The following is an 18,807-nucleotide window of genomic DNA, read 5'->3' on the forward strand; positions in this document are numbered from 1 at the left end:
CGTCGTCGGCGACCGCCTGGTCGCCTATGTCGTCGCCGGTACCGCTTCCGCTGACGCGGAGACCGCGACCGGGGCAGGCGCGCCGTCCCTGTCGTCCGCCGAGGTCGACAAGCTCGCCCTGCGCGCAGCGCTGGCCGCCGAACTGCCGTCGTACATGGTTCCGACCGTGTTCCTGCAGCTCGACGCGCTGCCGCTCAACGCCAACGGCAAGCTCGACCGCAAGGCTCTCCCGGAGCCCGAGGTCGAGAAGGCCGTGTTCCGCGCGCCGGTGAGCCCGAGCGAACAGCTCGTGGCCGCGACCTTCGCCGAGGTCCTTCGCCTCGACGTCCAGCCGCGACCGGCGGGCCCGGAGGCGGTAGCGAAGCGTGACCACGCAGGGTCCTCGGGAGCGGCTGCATCCGGCTCAGCCAAGCGGTTCGGACTCGACGACGACTTCTTCGCCTGGGGCGGTAACTCGCTGCTGGCCACGCAGGTCGCCGCCCGCCTCGGCGCGGCGCTCGACACCCGCATTCCCGTGCGTCTGTTGTTCGAGGCGTCCACGGTGGCCGCGCTGGCCCAGCGGGTCGAGCAGCATGCCGAGACCGGCGATCGCAAGGCACTGACCGCGGGTCCGCGCCCCGAGCACATCCCGCTCTCGCTCGCGCAGCAGCGGATGTGGTTCCTCAACCGCTTCGACACCCAGTCGGCCGCGTACAACGTGCCCGTCGCGGTCCGCCTCACCGGCGACCTCGACGTGAACGCGCTGCGTGCGGCGGTCACCGACCTGGTGACCCGCCACGAGATCCTGCGCACGATCTACCCGCAGACCGAAGCCGGTGCGGCACAGGTGATCCTGTCGCCCGCACAGGCCGCGCCGGAACTGATCGAACGCACCGTGGCCGCCGACCAGGTGGAATCGGCTGTGGCGGAACTGATGTCGACGATGTTCGACGTCACCGTCGAGGTCCCCCTCAAGGTGGCGCTGTTCCGCGTCGAGAACACCGACGAGTTCGTCCTGGCTCTGGTCGTGCACCACATCTCCGGTGACGGATCCTCGGTCGCCCCGCTGACCCGCGACCTGATGACCGCCTACGCGGCCCGTTCGATGGGCTCCGAGCCCGGCTGGGCCCCGCTGGCCGTGCAGTACGCGGACTACAGCATCTGGCAGCGCGACCTCCTCGGCAGCGAGGACGACGCCGATTCGATGGCGTCCAAGCAGGTCGCGCACTGGAAGCAGGCCCTCGCCGACCTGCCCGATCAGCTCGACCTGCCCGCCGACCGCCCGCGCCCCGCGGTGCAGACCTTCGCCGGCAGCAAGGTCGACGTCCAGATCGACGCCGACACCCACCGCGCGCTGGTCGAACTGGCTCGTGCCGAGGGCGCGACGCTGTTCATGGTCGTGCACACCGCTCTCGCGGTGCTGCTGGCCCGCCTGTCCGGCACCGACGACATCGCCATCGGCACCCCGATGGCCGGACGTGGCGAAGCCGCGCTCGACGACATGATCGGCATGTTCGTCAACACCCTGGTGTTCCGCACCAAGGTCGACGGCGGCGAGGCGTTCACCGAACTGCTCGCCCGCCAGCGTGAAGACGACATCGCGGCGTTCGCCAACGCCGACGTGCCGTTCGAGCGCCTGGTCGAGGTGCTGAACCCGGTGCGGTCCACCGCGCGTCACCCGCTGTTCCAGGTCGGCCTGTCGTTCCAGAACCTCAGCCGCGCCACCCTGGAACTGCCGGGCCTGACGGTCTCGGGCCTCGACATCGCCACCGAGCTGTCGCAGTTCGATCTGCACCTGATCGCCACCGACCGCTACGGCGATGCCGGTGAGCCCGAAGGTATCTCGGGTCTGTTCACCTACGCCACCGACCTGTTCGACCACGCCACGGTCGAAGGTTTCGTGGAGCGTTTCGTCCGGCTGCTCGGCGCGATCGTCGCCACCCCGCGTACCGCGGTCGGCGATATCGAGCTGCTGGCCCCGGCCGAACGCACGCAGATCCTCGACGCCCGCAACGCCACCACCTACTCGGTCGACACCGAGGCCACCCTGGTCTCGCTGCTCGACGCGACCGTGGCCGCCGATCCGAAGTCGACCGCGCTGGTCACCGACGACGGCGCACAGCTCACCTACGCCGAACTCGACGCGAAGGTGAACCGCCTCGCGCGGCACCTGATCTCGCTCGGTGTGGGCCCGGAGTCCCGTGTCGCGCTGGCGATGCGCCGCTCGGTGGACCTGGTTGTCGCGATGTACGCGGTGGCCAAGTCCGGTGGCGCGTACGTGCCGGTCGATCCCGATCAGGCGGCCGAGCGCACCGACTACATCCTCGAGACGGCGGCACCGGTCTGCGTGCTGACCGACGCCGAGTTCGCCACGGATGTCGCGCCGGTGGTTCGCATCGATGAGCTCGACCTCGAATCTCTCAGCGCAGCACCGATTTCCGATGCCGAGCGCACCGAGCCGTTGCGTCCGGAGAACACCGCGTACGTGATCTTCACCTCCGGTTCCACCGGCCGCCCGAAGGGTGTCGCCGTTCCTCACCAGTCCATCGCCAACCAGCTGCAGTGGAAGCTGATCGAGTTCGGCATGGACGCCGCCGACGCGGTGCTGCTCAAGACCGCCGCCACCTTCGACCTCTCGGTCTGGGAGTTCTGGTCGGCCGCGGTCTGCGGTGGCCGCCTGGTGATCGCCTCGGCCGACGGCCATCGCGACCCGGCCTACCTCAACGAGCTGATGGCCCGCGAATGGGTCACCACCCTGCATGTGGTGCCGTCGATGCTCGACGCGCTGCTCGCCTCGGGAATGCCCGATTCGCTGTGGCGGGTCCTCGCCATCGGTGAGGCGCTGCCGGGTTCGCTGGCCCAGCGCTTCCGCACCGAGTTCAGCCGCACCGAGCTGTTCAACCTGTACGGCCCGACCGAGGCCGCGGTCTCGATCACCTCGCACCGGGTGAACGCCGCCGACCAGGTGTCGGTCTCTATCGGTTCGCCCGAGTGGAACAGCCAGGTCTACGTGCTCGACGAGCGCCTGCGCCCGGTGCCCGACGGGGTCGCCGGTGAGCTGTACCTGGCAGGCGCCCAGTTGGCTCGCGGCTACTACGGTCGCCCCGACCTGACCGCCGATCGTTTCGTGGCCAACCCGTTCACGCCGGGTACTCGCATGTACCGCACCGGTGACCTGGTGGCCTGGCACAACCGCGAACTCGACTACCGCGGCCGCACCGACTTCCAGGTGAAGATCCGCGGCTTCCGGATCGAGCTCGGCGAGATCGAGGCCGCGCTGCTCGCGCTGCCCGAGATCGCCCAGACCGCGGTGATCGCCAAGTCCGATCCGCGCACCGGTGACCGTCTGGTCGCCTACCTGGTCGGCGCTGATATCGAGGTGGCACAGGTCAAGTCGACGCTGTCGGCCGGACTGCCGTCGTACATGGTGCCCGCCGCGTTCGTGGTGCTGGACGCGCTGCCGCTCAATGTGAACGGCAAGCTCGACCGCAAGGCGCTGCCGGAGCCGGAGTTCGAGGCGCAGACCTTCCGCGCGCCGTCGACCCCGATCGAGGAGATCGTGGCCGGCGTGTTCGCCGATGTTCTCGGCGCCGAGCGCGTCGGCGCCGACGACGACTTCTTCGCCCTCGGCGGCAACTCGCTGCTGGCCACTCAGGTCGCGGCCCGCCTCGGCGCCGCCCTGGACAGCCGGGTGCCCGTGCGCCTGCTGTTCGAGGCGTCGACGGTGGCCGGACTCGCGGTGAAGGTCGAGCAGGGTGCGGGTGCCGGTGGGCGTCGCGCGCTGGTCGCCGGTCCGCGCCCGGATCAGGTGCCGCTGTCGCTCGCACAGCAGCGCATGTGGTTCCTGAACCAGTTCGACACTGCCTCTTCGGTGAACAACATCCCCGTCGCCGTCCGCCTGTCGGGCGCGCTGGATGTCGAGGCATTGCAGCTGGCAGTCGCCGATGTGCTCGCGCGGCACGAGACCCTGCGCACGGTGTACCCGTCGACCGACGGCACACCGCACCAGGTGATCCTGCCGGTCGAGGGCAATGTGCCGGATCTGACGCCGGAAACCGTTGCCCCCGAACAGGTTCGCGACAAGATCGCCGAGCTGATCACCACCGGTTTCGACGTGATCGACGAAGTTCCGTTGCGCGCGAAGCTCATGCAGGTCGCTGTGCCCGATGGCGATGCGTCCGAGGGCCCTGCGTGGTCACGCTCCGCTACCGCCTCCGGGCCCGCCGGACGCATCGCGGGCGAGGAATTCGTCCTCGTCTTCGTGGCCCACCACATCAGCGCCGACGGTTGGTCCATGGGCCCGCTGACCCGCGACGTGATGATCGCCTACGCCGCCCGTGCCACCGGTGAAGCACCGGGCTGGGCGCCGATGCCGGTGCAGTACGCCGACTTCAGCGTCTGGCAGCGCGAGGTGCTCGGCGATGAGACCGACGAGACCAGCCTCATCGCCCAGCAGGCCGGCTACTGGAAGCGCGCACTCGCCGGTGTGCCCGACGAGCTGAACCTGCCCCTGGATCGGCCGCGTCCGAGCACGCAGTCCTTCGCCGGTGGCCGGGTGCTGTTCCCGATCGGCGGCGACATCCACGCCGGACTGTCTGCCATCGCTCGCGAGCAGAACGCGACGCTGTTCATGGTCGTGCACACCGCGCTGGCGGTATTCCTGGCACGCATGTCGGGCACCGAGGACATCGTCATCGGCACCCCGATCGCGGGCCGTGGCGAGGCCGAACTCGACGACGTGATCGGCATGTTCGTCAACACCCTCGCCCTGCGTACCCAGGTCGGCGGACAGCTCACCTTCGCGGAGCTGCTGACCCAGGCCAAGGAAGCCGACCTGGCAGCCTTCGCCCACGCCGACATCCCGTTCGAACGCCTGGTGGAACTGCTCAACCCCGAGCGCTCCACCGCGCGGCACCCGCTGTTCCAGGTGGCGCTGTCGTTCGAGAACCTGCCCGATGCCGGCTTCGAGCTGCCCGGCCTGTCGGTCTCGGCCGTCGACTTCGACGTCGACACCGCCAAGTTCGACCTGCTGCTCACCGTGCGGGAAGCCGCAGCTGGTGATGACGAGGGCGCCTACGCCGAGTTCTCCTACGCCAGTGCGCTGTTCGACCAGTCGACGGTGGAGAAGTTCGCGCAGCGCTTCCAGCGACTGCTCGCCGAGGTCGTCGCCGACACCACCACCCCGGTCGGTGACCTCGAACTCCTCGACAGCGCCGAGCGCACCGAACTGCTCACCCGCACCGGCGGTCCCGCCGCTGCGGTGAGCACCCTGCCGGAGCTGCTGGCCCAGGCCGTGGCGACCAACCCGACCGGTCAGGCCATCGTCGCGCCGGGTGAGTCGGCCTCGCTGACCTACGCCGAGCTCGACGCGGCGTCCTCGCGCCTGGCTCGCGTGCTGATCGAGCGTGGTGCGGCACCGGAAACGGTCGTCGCCATCGCCATGCAGCGTTCGCTCGACACGACCCTGGCGATCTGGGCTGTCAGCAAGACCGGCGCGGCGTTCCTCCCGGTCGACCCGAAGTACCCGGCCGAGCGCATCGCGCACATGATGTCGGACTCCGGTGCGGCACTGGGTATCACGGTGTCCGCCGAGGCCGACCACCTGCCGGCGCCCGCGCTGGGCGACTGGCTGACCCTCGACGACGCGGCCACCGAGTCCGAGATCGCCGCGCAGTCCGAGGCCCCGATCACCGAGGCCGATCGCCGTGGCGCGGTCCGCCCCGGCAACACGGCCTACATGATCTACACCTCGGGTTCGACGGGTCTGCCCAAGGGCGTCGTCGTCACCCATGCCGGTGTGCCCAACTTCGCCGCCGCCCAGGTCGCGCAGTTCGGTCTCGACAAGAACGCGCGGACCCTGGCGTTCGCGTCACCGTCGTTCGACGCCTCGATCCTCGAGTTCCTCCTGGCCGTCGGCTCGGCGGGCACCCTCGTCATCACACCGGTCGGTGTGGTCGGCGGCGAGGAACTGGCCGACATCATCGCCGGCCAGCAGCTGACGCATGTGTTCCTCACCCCACTGGTCGCGGCGTCGATGGAACCCGCGGCCCTGGCCGGGCTCGAAGCGCTGATCGTCGGTGGCGACAAGGCCCCCGTCGACCTGGTCGCGAACTGGCACAGCGCGGGTACCGACCCGGCGCTGCACCGGTTCTACAACGCCTACGGTCCGACCGAGGCGACCATCGCCACCAACCTGTCCGATCCGCTGCTGCCGGGCGACACCATGAACATCGGTGGCCCGATCGCGGGCGCGACCGTGTACGTGCTCGACAGCCGCCTGCGCCCGGTCCCCGAGGGCGTGGCCGGTGAGCTGTACCTCGGCGGCGTCCCGCTGGCGCGCGGCTACCACGCGCGCCACGGCCTCACCGCCGAGCGTTTCGTGGCCAGCCCGTACACAGCAGGCGAGCGCCTCTACCGCACCGGTGACGTCGTCGCCTGGCGCACCGTCCACGGCAAGCCGGTCGTGGAATACGTGGGCCGCAACGACTTCCAGGTGAAGATCCGCGGCTTCCGCATCGAACTGGGCGAGATCGACGCGATCCTCACCGCGCACGACGACGTCGAGTTCGCCGCCACCATCGGCCGCAAGACCGACGCGGGCGCCACCATCCTGGTGTCCTACGTCCGCGGCAACGTGGACCCGGCCGCCCTGGTCGAGTACGCGGCGCAGCACCTGCCCGCGCACATGGTGCCGGCCGCCGTGATGGTCCTCGACGAGATCCCGCTGACCCCCGCGGGCAAGCTGGACCGGCGCGCACTGCCCGAGCCGGTCCTCGCCCCGCGCGAGTTCCGCACGCCGACCAGCGAAATCGAGGCGATCATCGCTACCGTCTTCGCCGAGGTGCTCGGTGTGGACGCCGTGGGCCTGGACGATTCGTTCTTCGCCCTCGGCGGCGACTCGATCCTGTCCATCCAGCTGGTCTCGCGTGCCAAGGATCGCGGCGTGCTCTTCAAGCCGCGTGATGTGTTCGACAAGCGCAGCGTGGCGGGGCTTGCCGAGGTCGCCGTGCTCGCGGGCGACGCCGAACAGATCGTGCTCGAGGAACTGCCGGGCGGCGGTGTCGGCGATATCCCGATGCTGCCGATCATGCGCCAGATCCTGGCCAGCGGTTCCACCTACGACCGGTTCTCCCAGTCGATGGTGCTGCGTCTGCCCGAGAACATCACCGCCGATGTCCTGCACGCCACCATCGGCGCGGTCTTCGACCACCACGATGTGCTGCGTTCGCGGGTCGCGAAGGATGCCGCGAACGGGTGGATCTTCGAGGCTCTGGCGCCGGGCGAGGTCGACGTGACCACGCTCGTGCGCCGGGTCGAGGTCGCCGGTGACATCGCCGACGATCAGCTGTCCAAGCTGGCCAGCGTCGAGTACGACGAGGCCATGGGCCGTCTCGACCCCGCGAACGCCGCCATGGTGCAGTTCGTGTGGTTCACCTTCGGTGAGCCCACCGAGGGTCCGCGCCGGCGCGACGCCCTGCTCATCGTCGGCCACCACTTCGTGATCGACGGCGTCTCCTGGCGCATCCTGATCCCGGACCTCGGCATGGCCTGGGGGCAGATCGCGGCGGGCCAGCAGATGACGCTGCCGGTCAACGGCACCTCGATGCGTCGCTGGGCGCACAGCCTGGTCGAGCAGTCGACCGATCGTCGCGCGGAACTGCCGTTCTGGCGCGAGGTTTCGGCCACCGCCGATCCGCAGCTGGGCGCGCGGGCGTTCGACCCGCGGGTCGACACCTTCGCCACCGTCGACCGGGTACAGGTCACCCTGTCGCCCGAGGTCACCGACGCGGTCCTCACCGCGATCCCCGGCCTATACCACGGTGGCGTCAACGACGGCCTGCTCACCGCGCTGGCGCTGGCCGTATCCCGTTGGCGTGGAGACGAATCCGGCACCGCGGCCCTGATCAAGCTGGAAGGTCACGGCCGCCAGGAAGAGATCGTCGCCGGTGCGGATCTGTCGCGCACCGTCGGCTGGTTCACCACCGCCTTCCCGGTCCGCTTGGACCTGGGCGGCGCCGACCTCGACGACGCGTTCGCCGGTGGCGCCGTGCTCGGTGATGTCATCAAGTCGGTCAAGGAGCAGATGCTCGCGGTGCCGGACAAGGGCATCGGCTTCGGCATGCTGAAGTACCTCGACGGTGCCGACCTGCCGAGCGTGGGCCAGATCAGCTTCAACTACCTCGGTCGCGCGACCGCCGGTGAGATCCCCGCCGAGCTCGCCGAACTCGGCTGGGTGCCGGTGGCGGATCTGGGCCAGCTCGACGCCGAGATGGACCTCGACATGCCCGCCAACGCGACCCTGGACATCAACGCCATCGTCAACGACGGCGACGAGGGCCCGCAGCTCGGCGCGAACATCGCGTTCCCGAAGGGCCTGCTCACCGCCGACCAGGCGCAGCAGTTCGCCGACCTGTTCGTGGCCGCGCTCACCGCGCTCGCCACGCACGCCCAGCGTGTCGACGCCGGTGGCTTCACCCCGTCCGACATGTCCTTGGTCCGGGTCGGCCAGTCCGATCTCGAGCTGTGGGAGCGCGACTACCCGGCGCTGTCGGAGGTGTGGCCGCTCTCGCCGCTGCAGGCGGGCCTGATGTTCCACGCCATGCTCAGCTCGGCGACCGTCGACGTCTACACCGTGCAGGCCGTCCTCGACCTCACCGGCACCCTCGACGTCGAGCGGCTGCGTGGCGCGGCCCAGGCCGTGCTCGACCGGTACCCGAACCTGCGGACCGCGTTCGTCACCGATTCGGCCGGTCAGCCGGTGCAGGTGGTGCTGTCCGAGCTCGAGGTGCCGTGGCGCGAGGTCGACCTCACCGACCTGCCCGCAGACGAGCGGATGCCGCGCATGCGGCAGCTGCTGGCCGCTGACCAGGCGAACCAGTTCGACATGGCCACCGCGCCGCTGATCCGCTTCGGTCTCTACAAGATCGACGAGGAGCATTCGCACCTGGCGATCACCGTTCACCACATCCTGGTCGACGGCTGGTCCATGCCGCTGCTCATGCGCGACCTGCTCGTGCTCTACGCGGTGCACGGTGACCTCACCGCGCTCCCGCGCGTGGCGTCCTACCGCAACTTCCTGTCCTGGCTCTCGGGCTGGGATCGCGAAGTGTCGTTGCAGGTGTGGGCCGACGCGCTGGCCGGGGTCGAAGGCCCCACCCAGCTCGCGCCCGCGCCGCGCACCGAGGAACGCTACGAGCTCGGCAAGGTCATCGTCGAGATCGACAACGACCGCACCAGGGCGCTCGGCAAGTTCGCCGGCGAGCTCGGTGTCACCGTGAACACGATGCTGCAGACCGCGTGGGGCATCGTCGTCGGTCGTCTCACCGGGCGCGACGACGTAGTGTTCGGCGCGACCGTCTCGGGTCGCCCGGCGGAACTGCCCGGCGTCGAGTCGATGGTCGGCCTGTTCATCAACACCCTGCCCGTGCGCATCCAGATCGACGATCGGATGACCGCGGAGAAGCTCGCCCAGCGGGTGCAGTCCGAGCAGGCCGAGCTGCTCAGCCACCACTTCGTCGGTCTGTCCGACATCCAGCGGGTGGCGGGCATGGGCTCGCAGTTCGACACGCTGGTGGTGTTCGAGTCCTACCCGATGGACAAGGACGCCGTCACCGCGGCGAGCTCGATCGACGGCATGCAGGTCACCGGTGTCGGCCTCGACGACGCGACCCACTACCCGCTCACGCTGGTGGTGATGGCCGAGTCGACCATCGAGATCACGATGAAGTACCTGACCAGCACCTTCACCGCCGACGAGGTCCGCACGCTGTCGCAGCGCCTGCTGCGGGTGCTCGACGAGCTGCTCGACAACCCGTCCGGTCTGGTCGGCGACATCGACATCCTCGATGCGAGCGAACGCGCACAGCTGCTCGCCGATTCCGGTGTGACAGCCGCTGTTTCGGCTCCGGCTGTTTCCGGTGTCGGTGCGCAGACGGTGGCCAAGGTGCTCGCCGAGGTCGTCGAAGCCGATCCGCAGGCTCCGGCGTTGCTGCGCGGTGACAGCGAAATCGCCTACAGCGCACTGGATCGCAAGTCCTCCCAGCTGGCCCGGGTGCTCATCGCGCGCGGTGCGGGTCCCGGCGACGTGGTCGCGATCTCGCTGCCGCGCAGCGTCGATTCGGTCCTCGCCGCCTGGGCGGTCCAGAAGGCGGGTGCCGCGGTGCTGTTCGCCGGCGAACTCTCCGGCGTCGAAATCGCCGCCGCCGGAGCTCTTTTCGGGATCAGCGCTGCGCCGGTCGCCGGGGTGGCGGGTCAGTGGCTGATCCTGGCCGACGTCGAAGACGAGATCGCCGCCGCCGCGGCCCATCCCGTTTCCTACGCCGACCGGGTCCGTCCCCTGGCCGAGGACCACCCGGCCTTCGTCCAGGTCTCCGGTGACACCACCTCGACACTCACCCAGAGCGCCGCGGTCGCCCTCGCCGAAACCCTCCGCGACGAACACGGCATCGACTACGAATGCACCACCTACACCACCCACGCCTCCGGCCCGGCCGCCATCCAGGAATTCCTGGCCTCGTCCACTGCCGGAGCACTGTCGGTGCTCCCCGATACCTCGGTGGAAGACGACCTGGCAGACGGCGAGGTCACCCACTGGTTCGTGGTCACGGGCGACCCGACCGACGTGGCCGACAGTGAGGTCACGGTGATCGTCGCTGAGTAGGAGTGCGCGTTCGGCCGAGTGATGAGCTGGTTCAGCACGATGGCTGAACTAGACTGAGCGTTACCAGTGCGTTCATCTGACGAGTTCAGCAAGGTAGGAGGTGGTCTCCGTGGCAATGCCGGTGCCACATTCGGCCGAGTGGACTGCTGCTGATCTGGATCAACTACCCGATGACGGACTGCGTTACGAGGTATTGAATGGCCAGCTTGTCGTGAACGCCGCACCCAAGCCGAAGCATCAGTGGTTGATCAAACGGCTGACCCAGGTCCTTGACGCGTGCGTTCCCGCCGATCACCTGGTCTTGGACGGTGTCGGCGTACTCATCGGGGACGACCAGCCGATCCCCGATCTGATGGTGGTCGCCGGATCGATCGACTGGAATGGACGCGGGGTTCCGGTGGGCCAGGTCGCGCTCGCCGTGGAGGTCGTGTCGAAGTCGACGACATTGCAGGACCGATTGGTGAAGCCGGTTCTGTACGCGCAGGCCAGGATTCCGACGTACTGGCGATTCGAAATCAACCCGTTCAAAGGCTGTCTCGCCGACGAGGAGTTGCCGGTGCTGTTCGCCTACGCACTCGGCACCGATGGTGAGTACGAGCAGACACACCGTGCGTCGGCCGGTAATCCGGTGACTCTACGTTCGCCGTATGAAGTCACCTTCGACCCGGGCGCGCTGCTCCCTCGCTAGATCGGCCGTTCATTCACTGTTCCGGCGTGCCCACGGAACGGAGTCCGACTCGGCGGGACGGATGTGACGTGGGGTCCTTCTGCTCGAAATGTGCTCGAAGCAGAACCGGGATAGGGTCCGGTTCTCTCCGAGAACAAGAAGGGAGCGGTTGGTATTACGCTTCGGGTTTGGCTGAGCAGTGCGGGGGCGGCAACCGTGCAGGTCATGCGGTTGCTGCGGGAGAATCCCGACGGGGTGGCCGTCAGTATTTATGCCAGCAATGTGGATCCGAGTGCGGCAGCTCTCTCGGCGTGTGATGTGTCGGCGATCGAACCTCGGTATGTCAGCAACGAGGAGTATGCACAGTTCGCGCTTGATTTCTGTCGGACGCATCGCATCGATGTGCTCATCCCGCCGCGCCGTCTCGACGCGCTCGCGGGCCGGGTGGCCGACTTCGCCGCGGTCGGTACCAGTCTGATGTGTTCGCCGCTGTCCGCGGTGACGGCGCTGACCAGCAAGGTTCTCACCTACGAGATAGCCGGTGCCGCGGGAATTCCCGTGCCGCCGTGGCGCGAGGCGGCCGACGTCGATGAGTTCTACGCGGCCGTCGACGAGCTCTCGCTCACCGGGGAGACGCTGTGTATCAAGCCCAGCGGTGAGTACTCGGCGTTCGGCTTCCGCATCCTCGACGACCGCCCGCTGACCATGGCGAACCTGCGGGTCGCGCCCCGGCCGGTGGCCTCGGTCGAGGCGGTCGCGGGGGCGATGCGCCGGGCGGCGGAAGAGGGCGAAGCGGTGCCGCCGCTGCTCGTGATGCCGTTCCTCGAAGGACCGGAGATCAGCATCGACTGCCTCTCCGCTCCGGGAGGCGAACTGCTGATGGGTATTCCGCGGGCCAAGCACGGTCGGTTCCGGATCTTGCTCGACGATCCCGCGCTGGTCGACATCGCACGTCGGCTCGTGCGGCATTTCGAACTGGCCTATCTGACGAATGTTCAATTGCGTTATCGCGGTGGCGAACCGGTACTGCTCGAGGCGAATCCCCGGCCCTCGGCCGGCTTGTTCCACACGTCGTTCGCCGACGTGAACCTCCCATGGGCCGCGGTTCGGCTCCTGCTGCAAGGGGATTCGGGATTGCGCCGACCGCCGCGGCTCGGTGCCTGTCTCGCTGTGGCGGAAGCGGTCATGGAGGTCGCGCCGCAATCGGACGGTCAGTTCGCCGGTGCCGTGCGCAGAAGCGCGGACCTGGTACCCGGCTGACCTCGGGCAGTGTCAGCATTCGGTCGGTGATGTCGCGAGCGGCGTTGTGCGCGGCCGCTCCTGCGCCGGTGATCAGCACCCGTTCCATCGGTACCTGCTGCAACCCACCCGAGGTCGCGATCGCCTCACCGCGGCCCGCCTCGCCGATCCAGAAGTCCTCGGTGGCCGCGGGTTTACCGCCGATTCCGGCGCCGATTCCGACGCATAACGCGACGAAGACGAACCAGCCGACAATGGCTCGCCACGGATGGCGCGCGCTGGCAACGGCGATCAATACCAAGCGATTTCGCATGTCGTCAATGCTGCTCGGGTGGCCGGTGCCGCAGACAGCATCGACCGGTCGAACTTCGTGTCCACCGATCGGTGGACAACCGCTGGCCACATTCCGGAACGGTGAATGCGCCGGCGCGAAGGTCACCGGGCGGTAACACTCGGTTTTTCCGGCGCCACGCCGGGAAAGCCGCCGGCTGCCGCGGCATGCGGGCCTGTCTCGGGTGACCGTCGAATCCCGGCAGTGACAGTTCCGCGACGCCACCGCGTCCGGCGTAATGCTTTCTTGCCTGGAGTTTGCCCTCGTCACCGCGAAGACTGAGGAGGCGCGCAGCTAGGAACCAACCAACCGAGTTCACTCGAGGGAAAGGATTCCCCATGTCCGCGAAGATCAGCAAGGCGGCCGCCGCGGCTGCCATCGTTCTGTCTCTCGGCGCTGTCGCCGCTCCCGCGGCCTCGGCTGCCGTGCCCGCGCCGCAGACCGCGACCCCCACAGCATCGGAAGTCGGATCGGTGGCGTTGTGCTTCCCACTGGGTAGCGTGGAGATCTGTATCTGACACCGCGCCGTTGTCAGCGGGGGAGCAGACCGGCCAACCCCTCGAGCAGTAGCTCGAGGCCGAAAGTGAAATCAGCCTCGCCGGAGTGAGTTCCGGTGATGACGCGCGCGGCCAGCGCGTGCATGTAGGGATGGGTTGCCGCGGGGATGAGCGGAAGGAATTGTTCTGCGGCCGAAGCGTATTCGGAGGTGGCGAGAGGGAAGTTGACGGCCTGGACGGTGAAGCCGTAGATGTGGCTGTCCAGGGCATTCCAGGCTCGGTCGGCCTGTTCGTAGGTGAAGCCCGCGGTGATCAGGCAGCCGAGGGTGGCATCGATGTAGCGCAGCATGGCGGGGCCGACGTTGATGCGGGAGCCGAGCAGGCCGGTGGCCCAGCGGTGGCTCAGCAGGACCTCGTGGGCAGAGGTGGCGCGGCGGCGCAGTTCCGCCCGCCAGTCGCCGCCCGCTCGCGGGACGTAGATCTCCGCGACCACCAGGTCGATGATGCCGTCGTAGAGGTCGTCCTTGTTGGCGACGTGGTTGTACAGCGACATCGCCTCCACTCCGACGGTCTTGGCGAGGTTGCGCATCGACAGGGCGGCGAGGCCCTGCTGGTCGGCGAGGTCGATGGCGGCGCGCAGGACGCGTTCCCTGGTGAGTGGAGTGCGCGTCGGCATGGGTGTCCTCTCCTTGACGTACTTACGGCGTAAGCGTAGCGTCTCGCCTGAGCGACTTACGCTGTAAGTATGAGTTGAGGGGCAATTCTCATGACCGATGTCGATACCGCTTCGATGACCGCCTGGATCGCGCCCCGATACGGCGGCGGCGAGGTGTTGCGGACCGAGATCGTGCCGAGGCCGACGCCGGGGGACCGTGATGTGGTGGTCCGGGTGCGAGCGGCCTCGCTGTGCAGCGGTGACCTGCACCTGCTCAACGGAACGCCGTACCTGCTGCGGCTCGGGTTCGGATTGCGCAGGCCCAAGCATCGGATGATCGGGCAGAACTCGGCGGGCGAGGTCGTCGCGGTGGGTGACTCGGTCACTGAATTCCGGGTCGGCGATCAGGTTTTCGGTGCGGTCCCCAGCGGCGGGTTCGCCGAGTACGTGTGCGCGGACGTGGGTTCGTTCGCCGCGGTCCCCGCTGGATTGAGCGTGGAAGACGCCGCGGCGATACCGGATTCGGGAATGACGGCTTTGCAGGGGCTGCGCGACATCGGCAGGGTCGGGCCGGGGCAGCGGGTGCTCGTCAACGGTGCGTCCGGTGGGGTGGGCAGTTTCGCGGTGCAGATCGCGAAGGTGCTCGGCGCGCACGTGACGGCGGTGTGCAGCACCCGGCACATCGACATGGTGCGCGATATCGGCGCCGACATCGTCATCGATTACACCACTGACGATTTCACCCTGACAGACGTGCCTTACGACGTGATCTTCGACCTCGCCGGCAACCGTGAACTACGCGAAATCCGTCGCGCGCTGGCCGTGGACGGTGTGTTCATCTCCTCCGCCGCCGCGCCGGGCAACGATTGGTTCGGCCCGATCCGATGGCTGGGTCAGGTGGTACTCACCGACCTGTTCGCGCGACAGACCCTGAAGGCACTGCTCATGCGACCCGCCGCCGCCGACCTGGAATACCTGGCCGAATTGGCTGTCTCCGGAGAGTTGCGGCCGGTGATCGAGCGGCGGTTCCCCTTGTCCGACACGCCCCTTGCCGTCGCCGCGTTCGAGCAAGGGCACGCGTCGGGGAAGACCGTTCTCATTGCCTGACCCAGCTCAGTCGGTGAGTTCTCCTGCGGTGCGCCAGGATTGGCGCTCCTCGGCGAAGGCCTCGGCTTGGAGGGCGCGGAAGTCGGTGATGGAGTCGTCGTTCTCCGCCAGGAACTTCCGGTAGTCGGCCAGGCGGAAGTCGCCGTTCTCGGTGGTGATGTCGACCTTGCCCGCCGCGAAATCCGCGCGAAGGTCCAGTAGTTCGTCCGCCTCGACCGGGTGCCAGCGGATGCGATCGAAATAGCGCAGAAGCCAGGGGGTTTCGGGGTCGGTGGCGAAGCGGTCGACGCCGGGGCCCGCCGTGCCGGCCGGGCGGGCCCGGTGGTTCCAGACCTGAGTGGTGCGCCCGACGAATTGGTAGCCGCCCGGGCCTTCCATGCCGTAGATACAGAGGTAGGCGCCGCCGATGCCGACCGCGTTCTCCGGGGTCCAGGTGCGGGCCGGGTTGTATTTGGTGGTGACGAGGCGGTGGCGGGGGTCGGTCGGGGTGGCCACGGGGGCGCCGAGGTAGACATCGCCCAAGCCGAGGACCAGGTATTCGGCGTCGAAGACCGTCTTGTAGACATCCTCGACGGACGGGAGGCCGTTCATCCGGCGGATGAACTCGATGTTCCACGGGCACCAGGGGGCGTCGGCGCGCACGCCGTGCATGTAGCGCGTGATCGCTTCCCTGGTGGAGGGGTCGTCCCAGGACAGCGGGAGGTGGACCGTGCGGCTCGGGACGACCAGCTGATCGGAATTCGGCAGCTGCGCCTCGGCTTCGGCGAGGAGGTCGAGCAGACGGGGGATCGGCAGGACGGCGGGGTCGACCCTGATCTGGAGTGAGCGAATCCCCGGGGTGAGCTCGATGACGCCACGCAGCCCGATCGCGATGAGGTGCTGGTGCAGGGCGTGGACGCGGGCACGAAGGCCGAGATCCAGTGTGAGCGTGCCGTATTCGACCAGCACGCCGTCGTCGCCTTGGCGGCGGTAGGTCACGCCGGTCTCGTCGTCGACTTCGGTACGGCGCAGGATCCCGTCGTCGCCGTCACGACCGGCCGAAAGGACGGTGCCGAAGCAGGCGCGTCGACGAGCGCCGAGTTCCGCTGCGGGGGCGGCGTGTTCGGAACGGATTGGGACGAAGCGGACCTTGTCGCCGGGTGTGAGCTGGCCGAGTTTCCAGCGGTCGGCGGCGACGACGGTGACCGGGCAGACGAATCCGCCCAGGCTGGGGCCGTCCGGGCCGAGCAGGATCGGGGTATCGCCGGTGAAGTCGAGGGCGCCGACGGTATACGCGTTGTCGTGGATGTTCGACGGGTGCAGGCCCGCTTCGCCCCCGTCGGTGCGGGCCCACTCGGGCTTCGGGCCGATGAGGCGCACGCCCGTGCGATCGGAGTTGAAGTGGACCTCGTAGTCGGTCCCGATGATGGTGTCGAAGTCGGCGCGGGTGAAGAACTCCGGTGCGCCGTGTGGGCCCTCGGTGACGGCGAGTTCCCAACGATGCGCGAAGGCGGGCTGGTCGGCCATCGGAACGGCGGGAGCGCGGCGGATCGACGGTGCGCCCAGCGTGAGCGAATCGTCGGCGCGCAACGCGGCACCGGTCCCGCCGCCGAACTTGCCGAGCGTGAATGTCGCCGCGCTGCCGAGGAATTCGTCGACATCGATCCCGCCCGAGATCAGGATGTAGGTGCGCATGCCGGGTCCGCGGATCGCGCCGACATCGAGCACGCCGCCCGCCTGGATCTCGACGGTCCGCCACTGCTCGACCGGGACGCCGTCCACCCGGACGTCGGCGACCGCGCCGGTCACACACACCCACGTCGGCTCGGAGAAGCGCAACGCGGGTCCGCCCAGCGTGCACTCCAGCCCGGCCGCGCCTTCGGGGTTGCCGAGCACGCGATTGCCCAGGCGGAACGACAGATCGTCCATCGGCCCGGACGGCGGAACCCCGATGTGCCAGTAGCCGATTCGTCCCGGCCAGTCCTGCACGGTGGTCTGCATTCCGGGACGGACGACATCGATGCGCCGCCGAGTGGGCGACGGCGCCGCCGGGGTGTCCGAAGTCGGCTCGGTCGCACTGTCCAGGACAGCCGACCTCGTGGTCGAGTCGGTGACACCACTCGGTGCGGGGAGGCTCGTTGTGGACAGGTCGGCAGCGGGATCGATGCGGGTGTCGGTGAGGCTCATCGGGTCACCACCATGCGGACCGGGGTGGGGTCGAAACCGTTGCAGGGGTTGTTGATCTGGGGGCAGTTGGAGACCAGGACCAGGGTGTCGATCTCGGCGCGGAGGGTGAGCTTCTTGCCGGGCGCGGACAGGCCGTCGACGATGCCGAGCGTGCCGTCGGGTTCGACGGGGACGTTCATGAACCAGTTGATGTTGGAGACCAGGTCGCGTTTGCCCAGACCCCATTCGAGGGCGGCGGTGAGGAAGTTCTCCACGCAGGCGTGCTGGTGGCGGGTGTGGTGGCCGTAGCGCAGCGTGTTGGATTCCTGGGAGCAGGCGCCCGCGATGGTGTCGTGGTTGCCGACCTCGTCGGCGACCACCGTCATCAGCGGGGTGCCGCCTTCGGTCCGCAGGACGCTGCCGGTGGTGAGGAAGATGTTGCGCTGGGCGGCGATGGTGGCCTGGGCGCTGTAGCGGTCGGTGCGGTCGGCGGCGGAGTAGAGCAGGCAGTCGACGGCCTGATTGCCGTGCAGGTCGATGATGTCGAGGTGGTCGCCCGCGCGGACGATGGCCGACCACGGAGCCCGGGCGGGGACGGTCTCGTCGAGGACGACGGTGCGGGTGGCGGTCATGCCGGAACCTCCGTGTTCAGTGCGGCCGTCCAGGCGGCTTCGGTGTTCTCCACGGCCCGGCGGTATTCGGGGTCGTCGTTGCGGGTGTCCAGATCCGCGGGGGAGGACCAGGCGAGAAGGTCGAGGTCGCCGGTGGGGCGGTCGTCGAGGGGGTGCGGGGCGTTGGCTACCAGGAGGGTCAGGGGGAGATGGACGACGAGATCGAGGGTGGCGCCTGCCGGGCCGTTGCCGTTGGGCTCGATCGCGCCGCCCACCGCGACCCTGGCACCGCGGAACAGCGCGATCGAGGGGCCGATATCGCGGGGCTCCAGGCCCTGTTTGGCACCTGCCAGGTGGAGTTGGTGGCGGCCCTCGGCGGTGGGGCCGCAGAGGGTGTCGTGGTGGCCGTCGGAGTCGGTGAGGACGGTGGCCAGGACCCGGCCTTGGTCGGAGAGCAGTGGATGGCCTGCGCTGAGGTAGGCCTGCCACGGCACTTTCACGGTGTCGGCGACATTCAGCCGTTCCCAGGGGGATTCGGTCCGGAGTAGGAACAGGTGGGCGCAGGTGGTGCCGGTGGGGTCGCTGAGGCGCACTCGGGTGCCTCTGCCGAGCACGATATTCGCGTAGCCGCCTGGGGGGATGCGTTGTGCGGCCACGATTTTTGTGGGATCTATGTCAGGGGGTGTGTCGGGGGTGGTGATGGTCGCTGCTGCGGCTTGGGCGCGTGCGTGGGCGCGGGCGCCGGTGGTGGAGTGGGTGTTTGTCATCGTTGACCTCCTGGGATGACCTGGGTTCGGTAGTCCCAGGACGGTTTGACGCTGTGTTTTTGGCGCGCTGGCGCGCGCGTGTCCGCGGCCCTGAGGGGCCGCCGGTCAGGCACCGGGGCTTGCTCCTTCGTCGCCTACGCCCCGGCGCC

Annotated in this window: 10 protein-coding genes (1 of these 10 running past the window's edge); 5 read left to right on the forward strand and 5 right to left on the reverse strand. The window is 68.7% G+C overall.

Annotated features, from left to right (window positions below; translation table 11 throughout):
* The 3 genes from ACFTS5_RS23255 to ACFTS5_RS23265 all read left to right on the forward strand — a co-directional run.
* Window positions 1-10,639: the 3' portion of a non-ribosomal peptide synthase/polyketide synthase gene (locus ACFTS5_RS23255; RefSeq protein WP_378634441.1), read on the forward strand. Its footprint begins 33,506 nt before the window's first position; 10,639 of the gene's 44,145 nt are visible here — the last part of the coding sequence; its start codon lies off the left edge, out of view; the stop codon is at window positions 10,637-10,639.
* A gap of 115 nt (window positions 10,640-10,754) precedes the next feature.
* Window positions 10,755-11,327, forward strand: a complete 573-nt coding sequence (locus ACFTS5_RS23260; RefSeq protein ID WP_378634512.1) for a Uma2 family endonuclease — start codon at window positions 10,755-10,757, stop codon at window positions 11,325-11,327.
* 171 nt (window positions 11,328-11,498) lie between these two features.
* Window positions 11,499-12,566 carry an ATP-grasp domain-containing protein gene (locus tag ACFTS5_RS23265; protein WP_378634514.1) on the forward strand — a complete coding sequence of 356 codons (1,068 nt, stop codon included), beginning with the start codon at window positions 11,499-11,501 and terminating at the stop codon, window positions 12,564-12,566.
* Here ACFTS5_RS23265 and ACFTS5_RS23270 read toward each other — a convergent pair.
* The gene (locus ACFTS5_RS23270; RefSeq protein WP_378634444.1) at window positions 12,490-12,858 is read right to left on the reverse strand and encodes a hypothetical protein; all 369 of its coding nucleotides are present in this window, start codon (window positions 12,856-12,858) and stop codon (window positions 12,490-12,492) included. The two genes, ACFTS5_RS23265 and ACFTS5_RS23270, sit on opposite strands and share 77 nt — an antisense overlap.
* A 356-nt stretch (window positions 12,859-13,214) precedes the next feature.
* Between ACFTS5_RS23270 and ACFTS5_RS23275 the strand changes: the two genes are divergently transcribed.
* Window positions 13,215-13,394: a hypothetical protein gene (locus ACFTS5_RS23275; protein ID WP_378634446.1), complete on the forward strand. Its 180-nt coding sequence runs from the start codon at window positions 13,215-13,217 to the stop codon at window positions 13,392-13,394.
* A gap of 13 nt (window positions 13,395-13,407) precedes the next feature.
* Here ACFTS5_RS23275 and ACFTS5_RS23280 read toward each other — a convergent pair whose 3' ends face one another.
* On the reverse strand, window positions 13,408-14,049 hold the full coding sequence (locus ACFTS5_RS23280; RefSeq protein WP_378634448.1) for a TetR/AcrR family transcriptional regulator C-terminal domain-containing protein: 642 nt from the start codon (window positions 14,047-14,049) through the stop codon (window positions 13,408-13,410).
* A gap of 90 nt (window positions 14,050-14,139) precedes the next feature.
* On the opposite strand from ACFTS5_RS23280, the gene ACFTS5_RS23285 reads away from it, so the two are divergent.
* Entirely contained in the window at window positions 14,140-15,135 is a 996-nt protein-coding gene (locus ACFTS5_RS23285) for an NAD(P)-dependent alcohol dehydrogenase (protein WP_378634451.1), read from the forward strand.
* 6 nt (window positions 15,136-15,141) lie between these two features.
* Here the strand turns inward: ACFTS5_RS23285 and ACFTS5_RS23290 are convergent, their stop codons facing one another.
* The 3 genes from ACFTS5_RS23290 to ACFTS5_RS23300 are packed head-to-tail and all read right to left on the reverse strand — an operon-like array spanning window position 15,142 to window position 18,658.
* Window positions 15,142-17,301, reverse strand: coding sequence for a 5-oxoprolinase/urea amidolyase family protein (locus ACFTS5_RS23290; RefSeq protein ID WP_378634453.1), 2,160 nt, complete (start codon window positions 17,299-17,301; stop codon window positions 15,142-15,144).
* The gene (locus ACFTS5_RS23295; RefSeq protein WP_378634456.1) at window positions 17,298-17,912 is read right to left on the reverse strand and encodes an urea amidolyase associated protein UAAP2; all 615 of its coding nucleotides are present in this window, start codon (window positions 17,910-17,912) and stop codon (window positions 17,298-17,300) included. The genes ACFTS5_RS23290 and ACFTS5_RS23295 overlap by 4 nt, the downstream gene beginning before the upstream one ends.
* Window positions 17,909-18,658: a DUF1989 domain-containing protein gene (locus ACFTS5_RS23300; RefSeq protein ID WP_378634458.1), complete on the reverse strand. Its 750-nt coding sequence runs from the start codon at window positions 18,656-18,658 to the stop codon at window positions 17,909-17,911. Before ACFTS5_RS23300 ends, ACFTS5_RS23295 begins: the two co-directional genes overlap by 4 nt.
* Window positions 18,659-18,807 lie beyond the last annotated feature (149 nt).

This window comes from Nocardia sp. NPDC056952, assembly GCF_042674185.1.
In the GTDB taxonomy this organism is placed as follows: domain Bacteria; phylum Actinomycetota; class Actinomycetes; order Mycobacteriales; family Mycobacteriaceae; genus Nocardia.